General features: G+C 70.3%; 17 protein-coding genes. 8 read left to right on the forward strand and 9 right to left on the reverse strand.

Going from position 1 to position 18,426, the window contains the following annotated elements; genetic code table 11:
• Window positions 1-61: 61 nt before the first annotated feature.
• The 3 genes from FV233_RS15745 to FV233_RS15755 all read right to left on the reverse strand — a co-directional run bounded on the left by FV233_RS15745 (window position 62) and on the right by FV233_RS15755 (window position 4,548).
• The gene (locus FV233_RS15745; protein ID WP_147898003.1) at window positions 62-1,903 is read right to left on the reverse strand and encodes an NADPH-dependent assimilatory sulfite reductase hemoprotein subunit; all 1,842 of its coding nucleotides are present in this window, start codon (window positions 1,901-1,903) and stop codon (window positions 62-64) included.
• A 249-nt stretch (window positions 1,904-2,152) separates the two neighbouring features.
• A complete protein-coding gene (locus FV233_RS15750) occupies window positions 2,153-3,922 on the reverse strand; it encodes a flavodoxin domain-containing protein (protein WP_147898004.1) in 1,770 nt (589 codons plus the stop codon).
• 110 nt (window positions 3,923-4,032) lie between these two features.
• Window positions 4,033-4,548, reverse strand: a complete 516-nt coding sequence (locus FV233_RS15755) for an Lrp/AsnC family transcriptional regulator (protein WP_147857649.1) — start codon at window positions 4,546-4,548, stop codon at window positions 4,033-4,035.
• 269 nt (window positions 4,549-4,817) lie between these two features.
• Here FV233_RS15755 and FV233_RS15760 point away from each other — a divergent pair, with 269 nt between their 5' ends.
• From FV233_RS15760 to cysN, 3 genes are read left to right on the forward strand one after another with little or no spacing between them, the layout of a single operon-like run.
• On the forward strand, window positions 4,818-5,630 hold the full coding sequence (locus FV233_RS15760; RefSeq protein ID WP_147898005.1) for a phosphoadenylyl-sulfate reductase: 813 nt from the start codon (window positions 4,818-4,820) through the stop codon (window positions 5,628-5,630).
• Window positions 5,627-6,577: a sulfate adenylyltransferase subunit CysD gene (gene cysD / locus FV233_RS15765; protein ID WP_147856965.1), complete on the forward strand. Its 951-nt coding sequence runs from the start codon at window positions 5,627-5,629 to the stop codon at window positions 6,575-6,577. Before FV233_RS15760 ends, cysD begins: the two co-directional genes overlap by 4 nt.
• The gene (gene cysN / locus FV233_RS15770) at window positions 6,577-7,983 is read left to right on the forward strand and encodes a sulfate adenylyltransferase subunit CysN (protein ID WP_147898006.1); all 1,407 of its coding nucleotides are present in this window, start codon (window positions 6,577-6,579) and stop codon (window positions 7,981-7,983) included. The genes cysD and cysN overlap by 1 nt, the downstream gene beginning before the upstream one ends.
• 121 nt (window positions 7,984-8,104) lie before the next feature.
• Here the strand turns inward: cysN and FV233_RS15775 are convergent, their stop codons facing one another.
• From FV233_RS15775 to FV233_RS15785, 3 genes are all read right to left on the reverse strand, one after another.
• Window positions 8,105-9,130, reverse strand: a complete 1,026-nt coding sequence (locus FV233_RS15775; RefSeq protein WP_147898007.1) for an LLM class flavin-dependent oxidoreductase — start codon at window positions 9,128-9,130, stop codon at window positions 8,105-8,107.
• Window positions 9,131-9,214: 84 nt separating this feature from the next.
• Window positions 9,215-9,547: a type II toxin-antitoxin system RelE/ParE family toxin gene (locus tag FV233_RS15780; RefSeq protein ID WP_147856802.1), complete on the reverse strand. Its 333-nt coding sequence runs from the start codon at window positions 9,545-9,547 to the stop codon at window positions 9,215-9,217.
• Window positions 9,534-9,824, reverse strand: coding sequence for a ribbon-helix-helix protein, CopG family (locus FV233_RS15785; protein ID WP_147856803.1), 291 nt, complete (start codon window positions 9,822-9,824; stop codon window positions 9,534-9,536). Before FV233_RS15785 ends, FV233_RS15780 begins: the two co-directional genes overlap by 14 nt.
• A gap of 156 nt (window positions 9,825-9,980) precedes the next feature.
• Between FV233_RS15785 and FV233_RS15790 the strand changes: the two genes are divergently transcribed.
• On the forward strand, window positions 9,981-11,183 hold the full coding sequence (locus FV233_RS15790; RefSeq protein ID WP_147856804.1) for a pyridoxal phosphate-dependent aminotransferase: 1,203 nt from the start codon (window positions 9,981-9,983) through the stop codon (window positions 11,181-11,183).
• 20 nt (window positions 11,184-11,203) lie between these two features.
• Here FV233_RS15790 and FV233_RS15795 read toward each other — a convergent pair whose 3' ends face one another.
• Both FV233_RS15795 and FV233_RS15800 read right to left on the reverse strand, forming a co-directional pair.
• Window positions 11,204-11,638 (reverse strand): type II toxin-antitoxin system VapC family toxin, encoded by a 435-nt coding sequence (locus FV233_RS15795; protein ID WP_147898008.1) that lies wholly within the window; start codon window positions 11,636-11,638, stop codon window positions 11,204-11,206.
• Window positions 11,635-11,922: a type II toxin-antitoxin system Phd/YefM family antitoxin gene (locus FV233_RS15800; RefSeq protein WP_147898009.1), complete on the reverse strand. Its 288-nt coding sequence runs from the start codon at window positions 11,920-11,922 to the stop codon at window positions 11,635-11,637. The genes FV233_RS15795 and FV233_RS15800 overlap by 4 nt, the downstream gene beginning before the upstream one ends.
• Before the next feature lie 120 nt (window positions 11,923-12,042).
• Here FV233_RS15800 and FV233_RS15805 point away from each other — a divergent pair, with 120 nt between their 5' ends.
• From FV233_RS15805 to FV233_RS15815, 3 genes are all read left to right on the forward strand, one after another.
• A complete protein-coding gene (locus tag FV233_RS15805; RefSeq protein WP_147898010.1) occupies window positions 12,043-12,885 on the forward strand; it encodes a DUF1932 domain-containing protein in 843 nt (280 codons plus the stop codon).
• A gap of 446 nt (window positions 12,886-13,331) precedes the next feature.
• Window positions 13,332-13,670, forward strand: a complete 339-nt coding sequence (locus FV233_RS15810) for a hypothetical protein (RefSeq protein WP_147898011.1) — start codon at window positions 13,332-13,334, stop codon at window positions 13,668-13,670.
• 115 nt (window positions 13,671-13,785) lie between these two features.
• Entirely contained in the window at window positions 13,786-14,736 is a 951-nt protein-coding gene (locus FV233_RS15815; RefSeq protein WP_147898012.1) for a DMT family transporter, read from the forward strand.
• A gap of 30 nt (window positions 14,737-14,766) precedes the next feature.
• Here the strand turns inward: FV233_RS15815 and FV233_RS15820 are convergent, their stop codons facing one another.
• Window positions 14,767-15,036 carry a hypothetical protein gene (locus FV233_RS15820; RefSeq protein WP_147898013.1) on the reverse strand — a complete coding sequence of 90 codons (270 nt, stop codon included), beginning with the start codon at window positions 15,034-15,036 and terminating at the stop codon, window positions 14,767-14,769.
• A gap of 339 nt (window positions 15,037-15,375) precedes the next feature.
• Between FV233_RS15820 and ileS the strand changes: the two genes are divergently transcribed.
• Window positions 15,376-18,354: an isoleucine--tRNA ligase gene (ileS, locus tag FV233_RS15825; protein WP_147898014.1), complete on the forward strand. Its 2,979-nt coding sequence runs from the start codon at window positions 15,376-15,378 to the stop codon at window positions 18,352-18,354.
• The last annotated feature ends 72 nt before the right edge of the window (window positions 18,355-18,426 follow it).

The following is an 18,426-nucleotide window of genomic DNA, read 5'->3' on the forward strand; positions in this document are numbered from 1 at the left end:
TCTCAGAAGAATCGCGCCTCCCGGGGCCGAGGGTGCGGTCTCGGCCCGGGATCGCGTCGGCTCAGGCGTGTCCGACCGGCTTGAGGGCCCCGGTCCGGTCGTGGAAATCCGGCCCGTTGATGGTCCGGGCGACGTGCCCGGCCCGGATCAGGTAGTCGCCGAAATGCTCGCCGGGGTTCCGGCCCTTGGCGAAGTCGGCGAAGAGCGGATCCAGGGTGTCGCGGATGTCCGAGGCCGCCACGTCCTCCTTGTAGAGCTTGCTCAGGCGCGAGCCGTCGAAGGCGGCGCCGAGATAGAGGTGGTAGCGCTCGGGCCCCCGGCCGACGAGGCCGATTTCGGCGATGAACGGGCGGGCGCAGCCGTTCGGGCAGCCGGTGGAGCGGATCGTGATCTCCTCCTCGGCGAGCCCGTGCGTGGCCAGGCTCTGCTCCAGCTCGGTCATCAGGTCCGGCAGGTAGCGCTCGCTCTCGGCGAGCGCGAGGCCGCAGGTCGGCAGCGCCACGCAGGCGATGGAGTTGCGCCGGAGCGCCCCGGCACCCTTGGTGATCCCGTACTGATCGACCAGCGCCTCGATCTCGGCCCGCTTCTCCGCCGGCACGTTGGCGACGATCACGTTCTGGTTGGCGGTAAGGCGGAAATCGCCCTCGTGCACCTGGGCGATCGCGCGCAGGCCGGTGAGGAATTGCGGGCCGTCCTCGTAATCCTTGATCCGGCCGGAGGGGACGTAGAGGGTCAGGTGGTGACGGCCGTCGTCGCCCTCGGTCCAGCCGAAGCGGTCGCCGTTGTTGGTGAAGGTGAAGGGCTTCGGCTCGCCGAGCGTCTTGCCGATCCGGGTCTCCACCTCGGCCCGGAACGCCGCCAGGCCGTAGCGCTCGATCGTGTACTTGAGCCGGGCGTTCTTGCGGTTCTTGCGGTTGCCCCAGTCGCGCTGGACCGTCATCACGGCCTCGGCGACCTTGATGGCGTCCTCGGGCTTCACGAAGCCCATCACGTCGGCGGTGCGCGGGAAGGTCTCGGGCTCGCCATGGGTCATGCCCATGCCGCCGCCCACGGTGACGTTCCAGCCGGTGACCTGGTTCTTCTTGTCCAGGATGGCGATGAAGCCGAGATCGTGGGCGAAGATGTCGACCTCGTTGGAGGGCGGCACCGCCACGACGATCTTGAACTTCCGCGGCAGATAGGTGCGGCCGTAGACCGGCTCGACCTCCTCCTCCTCGCCGCCGACCACGCGCTCGCCGTCGAGCCAGATCTCCCGCCAGGCGCTGGTCTTCGGCAGCAGGCTGTCCGAGATGTCCTTGGCGAGGGTGTGGGCGGCCTTGTGGGCGCCCGCCTGAGCCGGGTTGGTCGCCGCCATGACGTTGCGGTTGACGTCGCCGCAGGCCGCGATCGTGTCGAGCAGGGCCGCGTCGATGGCCGCCATCGTGCGCTTGAGGTTCGACTTGATCACGCCGTGATACTGGAAGGTCTGGCGCGTGGTCGCCCGCAGGGCGCTGCCCGCATAGGTGACCGCGATGTCGTCGAGGACCAGCCACTGCTTCGGGCTGATCACGCCGCCGGCGATGCGCAGGCGGATCATGAAGCTGTAGGCCTTGTCGAGCTTCTTCTTGGTCCGCTCCGGGCGCAGGTCGCGGTCGTCCTGCATGTACATCCCGTGGAACTTCACGAGCTGCCCGTCATCCTCGGAGATCGCCCCGGTGGCGTGCTTCAGCAGGCCGTCGGCGAGGCCGCCGCGGAGGTAGCCGCTGGCGATCTTGATGTGCTCGTTGGCGGCGAGCTGGGCCGCGCGGGCCGCCTCGGCATCGGTGATCGGCCGGTCCTTGGGCGGGGTCTCGTAGACGCGGGCGGCCGGGGTCTGCGCCAGGGCCTGGGCGTCGGCGTCGTCGCGGGGGCTGTGGTCGTCCATAAGGTGAATCCGTCTGTCTGAACGCGTCTCCCACCCCCTTCATGGGGCGGGTGCCAGTTCACGGTAGGGGCGGGATCCGCGACAGTCCCCCTCTCCCGTGCGGGAGAGGGTTGGGGTGAGGGGGGCGCCCTCTCCGGAAAGACCTGGATCCCTCACCCTGTCCCTCTCCCGCATGGGAGAGGGGACCCGCGCTCCGACTGTCTCCGTCGCATCTTGGTGCTCTCCCCGGGATCGGGGAGCGCGATGATCTCAGTAAACGTCCTGCTGGTAGCGGTGGCTGCGCTCCAGGGCCGCAACCTGCGCCTCGGCGTCGGCCGGGCTCAGGGATTTGGCGATCTCGTAGGCCCGCACCACGGCGGCGCGCACGTCCTTGGCCATGTTCTTGGCATCGCCGCATACGTAGAAATGGGCGCCGCCCTCCAGCCAGGAGACCAGCTCCTGCGCGTTGTGGGTGATGCGGTTCTGCACGTAGATCTTCTCCGGCTGGTCCCGGGAGAAGGCGACGTCGATCTTCGTCAGCGAGCCGTCCTCCAGGGCCTCCTGCCATTCGAGTTGGTACAGGAAGTCGTGCAGGAAGTGCCGGTCGCCGAAGAACAGCCAGGAGCGGCCGGGCGCCTCGATGGCGCGGCGCTCCTGCACGAAGGCGCGGAACGGCGCGACGCCGGTGCCGGGGCCGACCATGATGATGTCGGTGGCCGGATCCTGCGGCAGGCGGAAGTGCCGGTTCGGCTTCAGCCGCACCCGCAGCTTGGCGCCGTCCCGGATCCGGTCGGCGACATGCACGGAGGCGACGCCCGAGCGGGCCCGCCCGTGGGTCTCGTAGCGGACCGCCACGATGGCGAGGTGGACCTCGTCGCCCACCTCCTTGCGCGAGGACGCGATCGAGTAGGCCCGGGGCGGCAGCGGCCGGGTGATGGTGTTGAGGTGCTCGGCCGTCAGCGCGGCCGGGAAGGTCGCCAGCAGGTCGATCAGGTGCCGTCCCTCGATCCAGGCCCGGGCCTCGCCGCTGTCGATCAGTTTCTGCGCGTCGGCGTGGCCGGTCGCCTTGACGAAGCGCTCGATCGTGGCGGCCGACAGGGTGGTGATGTCCCGCTCGGCGAGCAGCGCCTGGCGCAGGGCCTCGTCGCCCGAAAGCCCCGCGGCGTTCAGGATCTCGTCCACCAGCTGCGGGTCGTTCTCGGGGAAGACCTCGAGCGAATCGCCGGGCTCGTAGGCGGGCGCGCCGTCCTCGAAGGCCAGCGCCAGGTGGATCGTCTCCTTGTCGGAGCGGGACGAGTTGAGGTTCACGTGCTCGACGACCTCGACCACCAGCGGCTCGCGGCTCGGCTCGGCCTCGTCGTCCTCGCCGGCGGCGGTGCGGGCGAAATCCACCGCCACGACGTTGTCGGGCGTCTCCGCCGGGGCGAGGGCCTTGAGGGTGTTCTTGATCCAGTCGGCGGCCGGCTTCTCGAAGTCGAGGTCGAGGTCGGCGCGCTCGGCGGCGCGCTGGCCGCCCAGCGCCTCGAAGCGCGCGTCGAGCGCCTTCCCGATGGCGCAGAACTCGACATACGAGGTGTCGCCCAAAGCCAGCACCGCGAAGGGGACGCCGTCGATGCGCGGGGCGCCCTCACCCATCAGTTCGCCGTAGGCCCGCACGGCCCGTGCCGGCGGCTCGCCTTCGCCCCAGGTCGCCGCGATGGCGATGAGCTTGCCGGCCTTGGGCAGGCTCGCCAGGTCGAGGTCCGAGAAGTCCACGACCTTCGGCTTGAACCCCTGCTTGCGCGCGAGCTTGGCGACGTTGCCGGCCAGCGCCTCGGAGTTCCCCGATTCGCTGGCATAGAGGATCGTCAGCGGCTCGGCGGCCTTGGGCGGGGCGGCCGGGACGGCGGCCGGCTGCCCTCCGGCGGCGTCGAGGCCCGCCAGGAAGCCCGCGAGCCACGCGCGCTGCACGGGCGTCGCGCTGCCGAGCACGGCATCGAGGCTGGCGCGCTCGCCGTCGCCGAACGGGGCGGTGCGCGGAAGGAGATTCTGGCGTGCCATCAGGGGACCATGTCGTGGCCTACGGGGCCGGTGTCAATCGAAAACGTTCTTTTTGCAGAACGCGCCTGAACTAGGATATTGCATTCGTTGCGCCGCAATAAAAGAGAAGATCATTCTCCAACCACGGCGAGGACCGGGCCGGTGCCGGGGAGGTGGCGCCCGGTTTTCGGGGGTGCCGGGAGCGGCAGGGCGGTGGTGGACTTCACCTTCTCCATGGCGAATCGCGAGGTGACGTTCTTCAGCGGCAGCACCGCGATAAGCTGCTTGTAGAAGCTGTCATAGGCCTGCATGTCGGCAACCACGACGCGCAACATATAATCCACGTCGCCGGCCATCCGGTAGAATTCCAGCACCTCCGGCATGGCCGAGATGGTCGCAGCGAAGCGCTGAAGCCATTCCTGGGAGTGGTCGGCGGTCTCGATCGAGACGAACACGGTGAGGCCGAGGCCCAGCTTGACCGGGTCGAGCACCGCCACCCGCCGGTCGATCACGCCGTCGGCCTCCAGCTTCTGGATGCGCTTCCAGCATGGGGTCTGGGACAGGCCGACGCGCTCGCCGATCGCCGCGATGGAGAGGGTCGCGTCCGCTTGGAGCAAGGCGAGAATCTTGAGATCGATGGCGTCCAAGGTCGTCTCCGTGGGATCCTTCCACGCTGGGCCGCGCGCGGGGAGTTTAGGCGTTTCTGAGGGCCGCCGAGAAGAATCTTTTGTCGTGCGGGGTCTCGGGTGCGGAGGAACAGGGTGCGCCACCGCACGCCAGGCCACCCGGATATGCCCGACAAGCACCCCGAGCCGCCTTGACTTCGTTCGTTATAGCGAACATTTCGACCCTTCGACAACTGGGTGCGGCGTGATCCGCGCCCTTATCCCACGCACCAACCTCAGGACATGTCGCGATGACCCGTCCGGACCGAACGATGGCCGAGTCCCTGTCCGAGCGGCTGTCCGGGCTCGACCTGCCAGGTCGCCTCCACCTGATCGCCGCCGAGATCCCGGGCCGGCTCGTGTTCACCACGAGCCTCGGCGTCGAGGACCAGGCGCTGACCCACGGGCTGGCGATGGCCGGGCTGGCGAAGGGCCGCGTCGAGATCGTCACCCTCGATACCGGCCGGCTGTTCCCGGAGGCCTACGACACCTGGGCCGAAACCGAATCGGCCTACGGGATCCGGATCGGCGCCTACGCGCCGGAGCGGACCGCCGAGGAGGCGTTCGTCCGCGACGAGGGCATCAACGGCTTCCGGCGCTCGGTGGCGGCCCGGCAGGCCTGCTGCGGGTTCCGCAAGGTCGAGCCGCTCGGCCGGGCGCTGGACGGCGCGAGCGGATGGCTCACCGGCCTGCGCGCTGGCCAGTCGGCCAACCGCGCCGAGACGCCGCTCGCCGAGTTCGATCCCGCCCGCGGCCTGATCAAGCTCAACCCCCTGGCCGACTGGTCCCGGGCGCAGGTCGACAGCTTTGTGCGCGAGAACTTCATTCCCTACAACGTCCTGCACGATCGCGGCTTCCCGTCGATCGGCTGCGCCCCCTGCACCCGCGCCGTGAAGCTCGGCGAGCCGGAGCGCGCCGGGCGCTGGTGGTGGGAGCAGGAAGAGAAGAAGGAGTGCGGCCTGCATGTCGGGCGGCCCTCCGCGTCGATCCAGCCGGGCCAGGAGCCCGCCATCTTCGAGAGCACCCCAGACGTGAAGACCCGCCAGCCGGAGTTCGCCCGATGAGCGCAGCCCTCGCCGCCGCGGTGCCGACGGGCGCCCCCGCCTCCGCCGACCGCCTCAGCCACCTGAAGCGGCTGGAGGCCGAGAGCATCCACATCTTCCGGGAGACGGTCGCCGAGGCCGAGAACCCGGTGATGCTCTACTCGATCGGCAAGGATTCCTCGGTGCTGCTGCACCTGGCCCTGAAGGCGTTCGCGCCCGGCACCCTGCCGTTCCCGCTGCTCCACGTCGACACGACGTGGAAGTTCCGCGAGATGATCGCCTTCCGCGACGCCCGGGTGAAGGAACTCGGCCTCGACCTCCTGGTCCACACCAATCCGGACGGGCTCGCCCGCGGCATCGGGCCGGTGAGCCACGGCTCCGAGGTCCACACCGACGTGATGAAGACCCAGGCGCTGCGCCAGGCGCTCGACAAGTACAAGTTCGACGCGGCCTTCGGCGGCGCCCGCCGCGACGAGGAGGCAAGCCGGGCCAAGGAGCGGATCATCTCCTTGCGCACCGCGCAGCACCGCTGGGATCCCAAGCGCCAGCGCGCGGAGCCCTGGCACCTCTACAACCTGAAGAAGAAGCGCGGCGAGTCCCTGCGGGTGTTCCCGCTGTCCAACTGGACCGAGCTCGATATCTGGCTCTACATCGAGCAGGAAAAAATCCCGATCGTGCCGCTCTACTTCGCGGCCGAGCGTCCGGTGGTGGAGCGCGACGGCCAGCTGATCATGGTGGACGACGACAGGCTGCCGCTGGAGCCCGGCGAGGTTCCGCAGCAGCGCCTGGTCCGCTTCCGGACCCTCGGCTGCTACCCGCTCACCGGCGCGGTGGAGAGCGACGCGGCCACGCTGCCCGAGATCGTCGGCGAGACGCTGGCGGCGCGCACCTCGGAGCGCCAGGGCCGGGTGATCGACAAGGACGGCGCGGGCGCCATGGAGCGCAAGAAGCAGGAGGGGTATTTCTGATGACGGTGCACCAGGCTCCCACCGCGTTCAGCGACCGTGCCGCCACCTATCAGGCGTTCCTGGCCGCCCACCAGAGCAAGGCCGTGCTGCGCTTCATCGCCTGCGGTTCGGTGGATGACGGCAAGTCGACCCTGATCGGCCGGCTGCTGCACGACACCAAGCAGATCTTCGACGACCAGATCTCGGCGCTCCAGCGCGATTCCCGCCGCCACGGCACGCAGGGGCAGGAGATGGACCTGGCGCTGCTCGTCGACGGCCTCCAGGCCGAGCGCGAGCAGGGCATCACCATCGACGTCGCCTACCGGTTCTTCTCCACCGACAAGCGCTCGTTCATCGTGGCCGACACCCCCGGCCACGAGCAGTACACCCGCAACATGGCCACCGGCGCCTCGACGGCGGACGTGGCGGTGATCCTGGTGGATGCCCGACAGGGCCTGATCCGCCAGACCCGGCGCCACGCCCTGCTGGTCTCGATGCTGGGCATCCGCCGGGTGGTGCTGGCGGTGAACAAGATGGACCTCGTCGGCTGGTCGCAGGACACGTTCGACGCGATCCGCTCGGGCTTCGCCGCGTTCGCCCGCGACCTGAACTTCGCCGAGGTCAAGGCGATCCCGCTCTCGGCCAAGAACGGCGACAACGTCGTGGAGCCCGGCATCGCCACCCCCTGGTACACGGGCGGCACGCTGCTCGACTATTTGGAGACCGTGCCGGTGCACGCGGAGGCGCTCAACGCTCCGTTCCGCATGGCGATCCAATGGGTCAACCGGCCGAATTCCGAGTTCCGCGGCTATAGCGGGCGGATCGCCAGCGGCCGGGTCCGCCCGGGCGACGCCGTCACCATCCAGCCCTCCGGCCGGACCTCGACGGTGGCGCGGATCTACACCGCCGACGGCGACCTGCCCGAGGCCGGCGAGGACGAATCGGTGACCCTGGTGCTGGCCGACCAGATCGACGCCTCCCGCGGGCAGGTGATCGCGGCGTCCGGCGCGCCCCTGCGGGTCGCCGAGAGCTTCGACGCCCGGCTGTTCTGGGCGGCCGAGACCGAGCTGGCGCCGGGGGCGAGCCTGCTCGCCAAGATCGGCACCGCCACGGTCAACGCCACCGTCGAGCGGATCGTCTCCCGGATCGATCCCGAGACCGGCAAGCCGGGCCCGGCCGAGCGCCTCACCGCCAACGACATCGCGGACGTGTCCCTGCGCCTCGACCGTCCGGTGGCGGTGGACGCCTACGCGGCCAACCGCGAGACCGGCAGCCTGATCCTGATCGACCGCGAGACCACCGACACGGCGGCGCTCGGGCTGGTCCTGGCGCTGAAGGGCGAAGCCGCCCCGGCGGCCTCCGCCGCACCGCCTGACGAGAAGGCCCCCGGCCTGCTCGGTCGCCTCGGCCGCCTGCTGGGGCGCTGACGCCAAGGTTCCGGATCCAGAAGGTCCGGGACCTTGTGCGGGTTTAGGGCGGAGCCTTGGTTCATCGGGGCTCCGCCCCGATACTCCGCCAAAGGGCTGAGCCCTTTGGGATCCCTGACCGTCAGGCCGCCTCCGAGACCGCGCCGAGGCCCCAGGCTTGGGCCAGCCGGGTATAGGAGTCGTGCCGCGCCGCCTGGTCGGGGATCGCCGTGACGATCATCAGTTCGTCGGCCTGCGTCCGCGCCACGAGGTCCATGAGCCGCGCCCGCAGGGTCTCCGGCCCGCCCACGTGCAGCTTGTCGCGGCCGCGCTCGATCTGGGCCCGCTCCGCGTCGGAATACGGGTAGGCGAGCGCTTCCTCCAAGCTCGGCAGCGGGCGGTACTCGCCGCGCTCCCGTCGCAGAGTCGAGAGGCGGGCGCTCGCGGCCTGACGCTCGGCCTCCGCGTCGGTGGCGCCGCAGATCGCCGCCACCGCGAGGATCGCATGGGGCTGCGTGCCGAGCCGCGTCGGCCGGAACAGGCGGCGATAGGCCAGCATCGGCGCCTCGGCCGGCATCCCGGAGAAGTGCTGCGCGAAGCCGAAGCCGCAGCCGATGTCGCCGGCGAGCTGGGCGCTGTAATCGGACGATCCGAGCAGGAAGATCGGCGGCAGCGGCACGCCGGACGGGCTCGCCTGGATCTTTCCGAACGGGTGCCCCTCCGGGAAGCCGCCGTCCCAGAACAGCAACTCCTGCAGGCGGTCGAGGAAGTCGTCGTTGCCGCCCTCGCCGGGCGCCTCCCGGCGGCGCAGGGCCCGGGCGGTGAGCCCGTCGGTGCCGGGCGCGCGCCCGAGGCCGAGGTCGATCCGGCCCGGGAACAGGGCCTCCAGCACTCGGAACCGCTCGGCCACCATCAGCGGCGCGTGGTTCGGCAGCATGATGCCGCCCGAGCCGACCCGGATCGCCCGGGTCGCGGCGGCGATCTGGCCGATCATGATCTCGGGGGCCGGGCTCGCCACGTTGGGCAGGGCGTGGTGCTCGGCCAGCCAGTAGCGCCGGTAGCCGAGACCGTCGACGTGGCGCGCGAGCGCCAGCGTGTCGTGCAGCGCCTGCGCCGGGGTCGAGTCGGCGCTGACGAAGGAGAGGTCGAGGACGGAGAGCGGTGTCATGGTTGGGAGATAGGGAGGCGGGCTGGCCGGTGCGAGGGCCGGTCGAGGGGCCGATGCCCGTGCTGCAGGCGACGCAGGTCGCTCTCAGTTCGTCCCGCCTGCTTGATCCCCGCCCTGGAACAGGGTCTCGAAGTCTCGGCCGCCGTAGAAGACGTTGACGATCTCCACCCGATCGCCGTTGACGTGATAAGCGATCACAGCGGATCGTTCGAACGATACCGTCCGCAACCCGGGCTCCAAATCGTCGCGCGGGCGACCACCATGGGGTGCGTCGCCGACACGTTCACAGCGGCTGACGAGCCGGTCCAGAAACCGGTCGGCAACGCTCGGATCGCGGCTCGCCTCGTAGACCCAACGGTAGATCTGCAGCAGATCGAACTCGGCTTCCGCACGGAAGACGACCCTAAGGCGTCGCATTCCGGTGGGCCTTCACGGTCTCGGCATGAAGGGCCTTGATGTGAGCTCGGACCTCCTCGACGCTCAGCGGCGGCCGCGGGTCGTCGAGGGAGCGGCGGATGCGGGCGCGGATCGCGTCGAGACGTTCGGCATCCTCCCGGCGCCGGCTCTGCCAAGCCTGCACCGCGTCCTCCAAAACCTCGCCGAGCGAGGCGTATTCGCCGGCCTCGACGCGCTCGCGCAGGGTGCGGACCGTCTCGGGAGGCAGCGTGACGCTGATCGTCTCGGCGGGTGGCATGACTCGGCCTCTTCACTCGGCCTCTTCGGATCGGCACGATCCTAGCATGAAAACCGGGCTGCCGCGCAGCCTTGTCCGCACCGCACCGTCGGCCTAGGGTCCCCGCCGCATCGCGGGCGTCCGAGATCGCCTCGCCCTCACGGAGATCGACACATCATGGCTCTCCTCGCCGACGTCCTCTCGCGGGTGAAGCCGTCCGCGACCATCGTGATGACCCAGAAGGCCCGGGACCTGAAGGCCTCCGGCGTCGACGTCATCAGCCTGTCGGTGGGCGAGCCGGATTTCGACACGCCGGACCACATCAAGCAGGCCGCGATCGAGGCGATCCACCGCAACGAGACCCGCTACCCGCCGGTCTCGGGCATCGCGCCCCTGCGCGAGGCGATCGTGCGCAAGTTCAAGCGTGAGAACGGGCTCGACTACAAGGTCTCGCAGACCATCGTGGGTACCGGCGGCAAGCAGGTGCTCTACAACGCCTTCCTGGCGACCCTGAACCCCGGCGACGAGGTGGTGATCCCCCGTCCCTACTGGGTGTCCTACCCCGAGATGGTCGGGCTCTGCGGCGGCACGCCGGTCTTCGCCGACACCGACATGGCGCACGGCTTCAAGCTTCAGGCGGAAGAACTCGACCGGGTCCTGACGCCCAAGACCAAGTGGATCGTCCTCAACTCGCCGTCGAACCCGTCCGGGGCCGCCTACACGCGCGACGAGATGAAGGCGCTCACCGACGTGCTGCTGCGCTATCCCGACGTGCACATCCTCACCGACGACATCTACGAGCACCTGACCTACGGCGACTTCGCCTTCGTCACCCCGGCCCAGGTCGAGCCGCAGCTGGTCGAGCGCACGCTGACCATGAACGGCGTCTCCAAGGGCTACGCCATGACCGGCTGGCGGATCGGCTACGCGGCCGGGCCGGAGAAGCTGATCAAGGCGATGGACTTCGTCCAGGGCCAGCAGACCTCCGGGGCGAGCACGATCGCGCAATGGGCGGCGGTCGCCGCCCTCGACGGCCCCCAGGACCACCTGGCGAAGTTCCGGGCGGCGTTCCAGGGCCGGCGCGACCTGGTCGTGTCGATGCTCAACCAGACCAACGGCCTGACCTGCCCGACGCCGGAGGGCGCCTTCTACGTCTACCCGTCCTGCGCGGCGCTGATCGGCAAGAAGACCGAATCCGGCAAGACCATCGAGACGGACGAGGATTTCGTCACCGAGCTGCTCCAGGCCGAGGGCGTGGCCGCCGTGCACGGCTCGGCCTTCGGGCTCGGCCCGAACCTGCGCATCTCCTACGCCACCTCCAACGCCGTCCTGGAGGAAGCTTGCCGGCGCATCCAGCGGTTCTGCGGCTCGCTGCGGTAAGTCCCGCGCCTACGCAAGCCTCAAGGGAGCGGGTCGGTCCATGGATTGAAGATCGGGACGCCGGTCTGCAAGAAGTCCGAGGTGTTTCTCGTGGCTAGCGTCAGTCCTGCATCCAGGGCCGTTGCGGCGATCAGCAGGTCCGGCTGCGAGAACGTGTGCCCGCGTTGCCGGCCCTCTTCGACCAGAAATCGCCAGTGCACGATCACGTCTTCGTCGAGGGGCAAGATGCGTCGCTCGAACATCGGCCTGAGCCGGTGCGCGAGCCAATCGGCCAGGTCCGTCCGACGGGCTCCGTCGGCGAGCCGCTCGATCCCGAAGCGGAGTTCTGCGAGCGTTACGCAGCTCACGAAGAGGGCGTCGAGCGGTTGGGCGGCGACGAAGGCCACGACCCTCTGCTCGGGTCGCGGACGGCGTAACTCAGACAGGACGTTGGTATCGAGCAGCCAGCGAGTCACAAGCCGACATCGCGAACCGGCATCACCACAGATTCGGGCTCAAGATCGATGTCCCGGTGGGGTGAGGCTTGCAGCGCATCGATGAGCGACTGGCCCGTCGCAGGTCCGGTGAGCCGACGGAACTCCTCAGCGGAGATCACGACGACGGCCTCCCGGCCTTGGACAGTCACATGCTGCGGGCCATCGCTCCTGACTCGCCGAACGAGTTCGCCAAACCGGCTCTTGGCGTCCTGGAGGCGCCAATGCCTGGGCTGCTCGGGCGGATGCTCTGCACGTTGGGCCATGCTCGCAAGATTATCGGCGTGCCGTGTGATCGTAAAGGCGATCCCGGATCGTGGAGCACGTGATGACATCGTAAGCGCGCCGGCTACCATAGTCCCGGCAGCGCATTTTCGGAGCCTCCCATGCCCACCATCGCGGTGATCGCCCCCGGCGCCATGGGCAGCGCCATCGGGGCGCGGCTGGTCGAGCACGGCGCCCGCGTGCTGACCGCGCTCGCAGGGCGCGGAGCGGCGAGCCGGGCACGCGCCGAGGCGGCCGGGATGGTCGATGCCGATCTGGCCGACCTCGCGGCCGCCGACATCCTGCTGTCGATCGTGCCGCCCGCCGACGCGGAGGCCCTGGCTCACCGCCTCGCCCCCGCCCTCGCCGCAGCACCGCGCAAGCCGGTCTATGTCGACGCCAACGCCGTCAGCCCGGACACGGTCGGGCGCATCGCCGCGATCGTCGCCGGCGCGGGCGCGCCCTTCCTCGACGGGGCGATCCTGGGCCTGCCGCCGAAGCCCGGCGGCACGGGGCCCCGCGTCTACGTCTCCGGGGACGATACCGCCCCGGCGATGGCCCTGCGCGCGTTTGGGCTGGACCTGCGCGTCTGCCCCGGGCCCGTCGGCGCGGCCTCCAGCCTCAAGATGAGCTATGCCGGCCTCAACAAGGGGCTGACGGCGCTCGCCGCCCTCATGGTCCTGGCCGCCGAGCGGGCCGGGGCTGGTACGGCACTTCTCGACGAGCTCGCCGAGAACGAGCCGGCGCTGCTGGCCCGGTTCGCCAAGGCCCTGCCCGACATGGCGCCGAAGGCCTATCGCTGGGCGCCCGAGATGGGCGAGATCGCCGACTTCCTCGGGCCGGACGCGGCCGGGCGGCAGGTGTTTTCGGGTTTTGGCGATCTGTACGCGCGCCTGGCCGCGGGGTCGGACGACGCCGAGATCGCCGCGCTGATGCGCTTCGCCGCGGCCGCTGCGGCGCGCTGATCGCCGCGGGGGGCGCCGAATCGGCCGTCGCTCTGTTGCCGGCTCGGCTGCCACCCTCTACACGAGCGGTCTCCCGCGGCCGATGCGCCTGAAGGTTTCGCGAGCCCGCTCGGGCCTGCATGGTAGCGGGGCCGGCAGTGACGGGGTGGTTCGGACCAGTTCTCTGGACCAATCCTGTGAGGCTCAGTGGGCCGAGTCGCTGCAGGAGTGTCGGGAGCGCGGGGAACAGGAACCGCGGGCTCGGCGCAAGGCCCACAAAGATTTCCGTTCGCCACCGGCGCGGATAGGCGCCCGCGGCGGCGTCCAGGCCCCCCGATCCGGCGCCCTGCCCCGATCCGGGACGATGCAACGCCAGGCGGTTGCAGCTTCGTTCACGCTCCCGCGCGATGATGCGATGGGGCCGGGATCCGGTCCGGCGTAACCGCGTTCTTTCGGGCCTGACCACCATGCGAGCCCTGCTCACCGGCGGCATCAAGGCGATCCTCGGGATCGCCGCTCTCTCCACCGCCGCCCATTGGACCTTGCGCGTGCAGCGCGAATCCACCCCCGCGAGTCCGATCGCGGCCTTTGCCAGCATGCCCGATCCAGCCGCGACCGGCTCGATCGAGCCGCGCCGGCCCGTGAGCGCGGCCGCCATCGCGCCGGCCGCCGTGCCGGCTCCGGCCGCGGGCCTGGACCAGGGGCATCTGGCCGCCCTGATCGCCGGAGCCACCCCGGCGAAAGCCAAGGTCGCCAAGACGGCGACGAAGACGGCGGCCGCCGACAAGGTCGCGGCCAAGCGCTGAGCCCGGCATCGGCGTCCGACGCCGTGCCGGCTGCATGGTTCCCCTGCGCGGCGGCGGGTGCCGCGGCGGGTACGCCCGTGGCAGATTAGCAGGCCTCCACCGAGATTTGGTAGGCATGAGCACGCAGGTCGCGACATCCGTCGCCAACGACAGGGCCTCCGCGCGTGCGGCCCCGTCACCCGACCTCGCGCGCCGCCGGCGGATCGTCGGCATCGCCCTGATGTGCGGCGCGGTCGCCTTCTTCGCGAGCCTCGACGCCTGCGCCAAGACGCTGGCGCGGGCCGAGGTCGACCCGCTGGTTACCACCTTCATGCGCTACGCCGCCAGCGTCGCGATGATCTCGCTGTTCATCAATCCCGTGCGCACCCCCGGGGTGGTGAAGAGCCGGCGGCTGACGCTGCAGATCGTGCGCTCGCTGTTGCTGTTCGCCTCCACGGCCCTGAACTTCGTGGCCCTGCGCTACCTGCAGCTGGCCGAGACGATCTCGATCCAGTTCGCCGCCCCACTTACGGTGGCGCTGCTGGCCGGGCCGCTGCTCGGCGAATGGTCGTCGCGGGCCCGGATGGCGGCGATCGCCGTCGGGTTCCTGGGCGTGCTGGTGATCGTCCGCCCGGGCCTCGGCGGGATGCACCCGGCCGCCCTGCTGTGCGTGGCCAACGTCGTGGTCTACGCCTTCTACGCGATCATCACGCGCAAGCTCGCGGCCTATGATTCCACCGCCACCACGATGTTCTACACCGGGCTGGCCGGCCTGGCGCTGATGGCGCCGCTCCTGCCCTGGATCTGGACCAACCCGGCGAGCCTGACCCACTGGGCGCTGCTGGTCGGTGTCGCGCTGTTCGGCACGCTCGGGCACTGGCTGCTGGTGATGGCGCATGCCCGCGCGCCGGCCAACGTGCTGGCGCCGTTCATCTATACGCAGCTGCTGTGGTCGGTGACGCTGGGCTTCCTGCTGTTCGGCGACGTGCCGAGCCGCTGGACGGTCGCCGGCGCCATGATCGTGGTCGGCTCCGGCCTCTATCTCCTGGCGCAGGAGACGATCCGGCGGGACAGGCCGGCCGCCTGAGGGCGACCGGCCGATGTCCGAGGCGGGGCTTTAGCGGCCCATGCGCTCCTGGCGGTCCATGCGCTCCTCGCGGCGGTTCTCGCGGGCGCGGCGGGCCGGATCCGGGTCGGTGCCGAGCACGCCGCCGACGGTGCCGGTGGCCGCACCCACCGCGCCGCCCACGACGCCGCCCACCGGGCCGGCCGCAGCCGAGCCGTCCTCGACGCCGCGCTGGGCGCCCCTGGCCGTGCCCTGGGCTTCGGCGCCGGACGCGAAGGCCAGCGGGGCGAGGGCGAGGGCGGCGATCATCAGCTTCTTCATGGTCAACTCCTGGTCGTCGTTCGGGACGAGTTCCGCGACGTGCGCGTCGCGGAGGACGTACCGGTCAACGGTTCAGGCGCCGAAAGGTCTCATCAGGCATCGCAGGGCCGCCCGCTGGCATCGGGAAGGGGCCGCTGCTAGAGAACGGGTCATGTTCGCTTCGCATGCTCTTCGCGGCCTGGGCCGCAGGCTTCGAATTATTGGCCCGGCCTCCGCGTAAATGAGTGCCCGCTTCGGCGAGGCCGCGCGGAAGTCCGGGATCCAGCTGCCGCCCGCCCTGCCCAGATTCCTGTATCGGCCGGCCCATTGCCGCCGGCCCGACCGCCGATGCGAGATCCGATGACCACCCCCGAGACCGCTTCTGCCCGCGACTATTCCAAGACCCTGTTCCTGCCGCGCACCGAGTTCCCGATGCGCGCCGGCCTGCCGACCCGGGAGCCGCTGCTGCTGGAGCGCTGGGCCGCGATCGACCTCTACGGGAAGATCCGCGCCGCCGCTTCGGGCCGGCCGCGCTTCGTGCTGCACGATGGGCCGCCCTATGCCAACGGCAACATCCATATCGGCACGGCGCTCAACAAGATCCTGAAGGACGTGGTGGTGCGCTCGGCGGGCGCCCTCGGCCTCGACGCCAACTACGTCCCCGGCTGGGATTGCCACGGCCTGCCGATCGAGTGGAAGATCGAGGAGCAGTACCGCGCCAAGGGCCGCAACAAGGACGACGTGCCGGTGATCGAGTTCCGGCAGGAATGCCGGACCTTCGCGGCCCACTGGCTCGACGTGCAGCGGGCGGAGTTCAAGCGCCTCGGCGTCACCGGCGACTGGGACCATCCCTACGCGACCATGGCCTACCCGGCCGAGGCGGTGATCGCCGACGAGCTGATGAAGTTCTCGATGAGCGGCCAGCTCTATCGCGGCTCGAAGCCGGTGATGTGGTCGGTGGTCGAGAAGACCGCGCTCGCCGAGGCCGAGGTCGAGTACGAGGAGCATGTCAGCGATACCGTGTTCGTCGCGTTCCCGATCCGGCAAGGAGCCGATGACGGGGCCGACGCGGCGCTGGCGGACGCCCGGGTGGTGATCTGGACCACCACGCCCTGGACCATGCCGGGCAACCGCGCCGTCGCATACTCCAAAAAGATCGCCTACGGGCTCTACCGCGTCACGCAGGCGCCGGCCGAGAACTGGGCCACCCCCGGGCAGACGTACCTGCTGGCCGACAGCCTGGCCGCCACCGTGTTCAAGGCCGCCCGGGTCGAGGCGTTCGAGCGCGTCGGCGACGTGCGCCCCGAGACCCTGGCCGGTCTCACCCTGGCGCATCCGCTCAAGGGCCGCGGCTACGACTTCGCCGTGCCGATGCTCGACGGCGACCACGTGACCGATGAATCCGGCACCGGCTTCGTCCACACGGCGCCCGGCCATGGCCGCGAGGATTTCGAGATCTGGATGGCCGCCGGCCGCAGCCTCGCCCAGCGCGGCATCGATCCGGCCATCCCCTACACCGTGGATGCGGACGGCGCCCTGACCAAGGCCGCGCCGGGCTTCGAGGGCACCCGGGTGCTCACCGACAAGGGCGAGAAGGGCGACGCCAACAAGGCGGTGATCGCCGCGCTGACCGAGGCCGGGGCGCTGGTCGCCCGCGGGGTGCTGCGCCACCAGTACCCGCATTCCTGGCGCTCCAAGAAGCCGGTGATTTTTCGGAATACCCCACAATGGTTCATCGCCATGGACCGGCCGGTGCCGTCGCTCGGTGACAGGAGCCTGCGCGACGTGGCCCTCCAGGGGATCGAGGAGACGCAATGGGTGCCCCCCCAAGGAAAAAACCGCATCACCGGCATGGTCGGCAACCGGCCGGACTGGGTGGTCTCGCGCCAGCGCGCCTGGGGCGTGCCGATCACCGTGTTCGTCCACCGGGAGAGCGGCGAGATCCTCAAGGATGCGGCCGTCAACGCCCGGATCCGCGCCGCCTTCAAGGCGGAGGGCGCCGATGCCTGGTTCCAGGACGACGCGGCGCAGCGCTTCCTGGCCCCGGACCACGACCCGGCCGCCTATGAGAAGGTCACCGACGTCCTCGACGTCTGGTTCGATTCCGGCTCCACCCACGCCTTCGTGCTGGACGATCCGGAGGCGTTCCCGGCGCTCGCCGGGGTGCGGCGCGTCCGCGACGGCGGCCAGGACCGGGTGATGTACCTGGAGGGCTCCGACCAGCACCGGGGCTGGTTCCAGTCCTCGCTGCTCGAATCCTCCGGCACCCGCGGCCGGGCGCCCTACGACATCGTCCTGACCCACGGCTTCGTGCTCGACGGGAAGGGCCTGAAGATGTCGAAGTCGAAGGGCAACGTCGTCGCGCCGCAGAGCATCATCAAGGATTCGGGCGCCGACATCCTGCGCTTGTGGGTCGCTGCCTCCGACTACACCGACGACCTGCGGATCGGCCCGGAGATCATCAAGACCTTTGCCGAGACCTACCGGAAGCTCCGGAACTCCCTGCGCTGGATGCTCGGCTCCCTGGCGCATCGGATCCAGGGGGATGACGTCGAGTTCCAAAAGATGCCGGAGCTGGAGCGGCTGATCCTGCACCGGCTGGCCGAGCTCGACGGCGAGATCCGCGAGGCCTACGCGACCTACGACACCAAGCGGGTCGTGGCCCTGCTCAACGGCTTCATGACCGGCGACCTGTCGTCGTTCTACTTCGACGTGCGCAAGGACGCGCTCTACTGCGATCCGATCTCGTCGGTGACCCGCCGGGCGGCCTTGCAGGTGATCGACGAGACCTTCCGTCGGGTGGTGGTCTGGCTGGCGCCGGTGCTCGCTTTCACGGCGGAGGAGGCCTGGCTCGACCGCTACCCGTCCGCCGACGGCTCGGTCCACCTGCAGACCCTGCCGGAGACGCCCGCGGCCTGGCTCGACCCCACCCTGGCGGAGCGCTGGCAGAAAATCCGGAAGGTGCGCCGGGCCGTGACCGGCGCCCTGGAGATCGAGCGCGCGGCCAAGCGCATCGGCGCGAGCCTGGAGGCGGCCCCGACCGTCTACGTTGCGGACCCGGAGCTGCTCGCCGCCCTGGAGGGCTGCGACTTCGCCGACACCTGCATCACCTCCGCGATCACGGTGGAGGCCGGTGAGGGCCCGGCGGAGGCGTTCCGGCTCGACGAGGTGCGCGGCGTCGCCGTGGTGCCGACCCCGGCCGAGGGCCGCAAATGCGCCCGCTCCTGGCGGGTCACCCCGGCGGTGGGCGGCGAACCGGACTACCCGGACGTCACCCCCCGCGACGCCCAGGCCCTGCGCGAGTGGGACGCGGCGCACCCGGAGGCCAGCGCGGCGTGAGTGTTTTGGGCGCCTACACCGCCGACGCCTCCCTCCCCCCTCTGCGGGGGAGGGTGGGCCTCGCGTCAGCGA

The sequence above is a fragment of the Methylobacterium sp. WL7 genome (assembly GCF_008040085.1).
GTDB classification, from domain to species: domain Bacteria; phylum Pseudomonadota; class Alphaproteobacteria; order Rhizobiales; family Beijerinckiaceae; genus Methylobacterium; species Methylobacterium mesophilicum.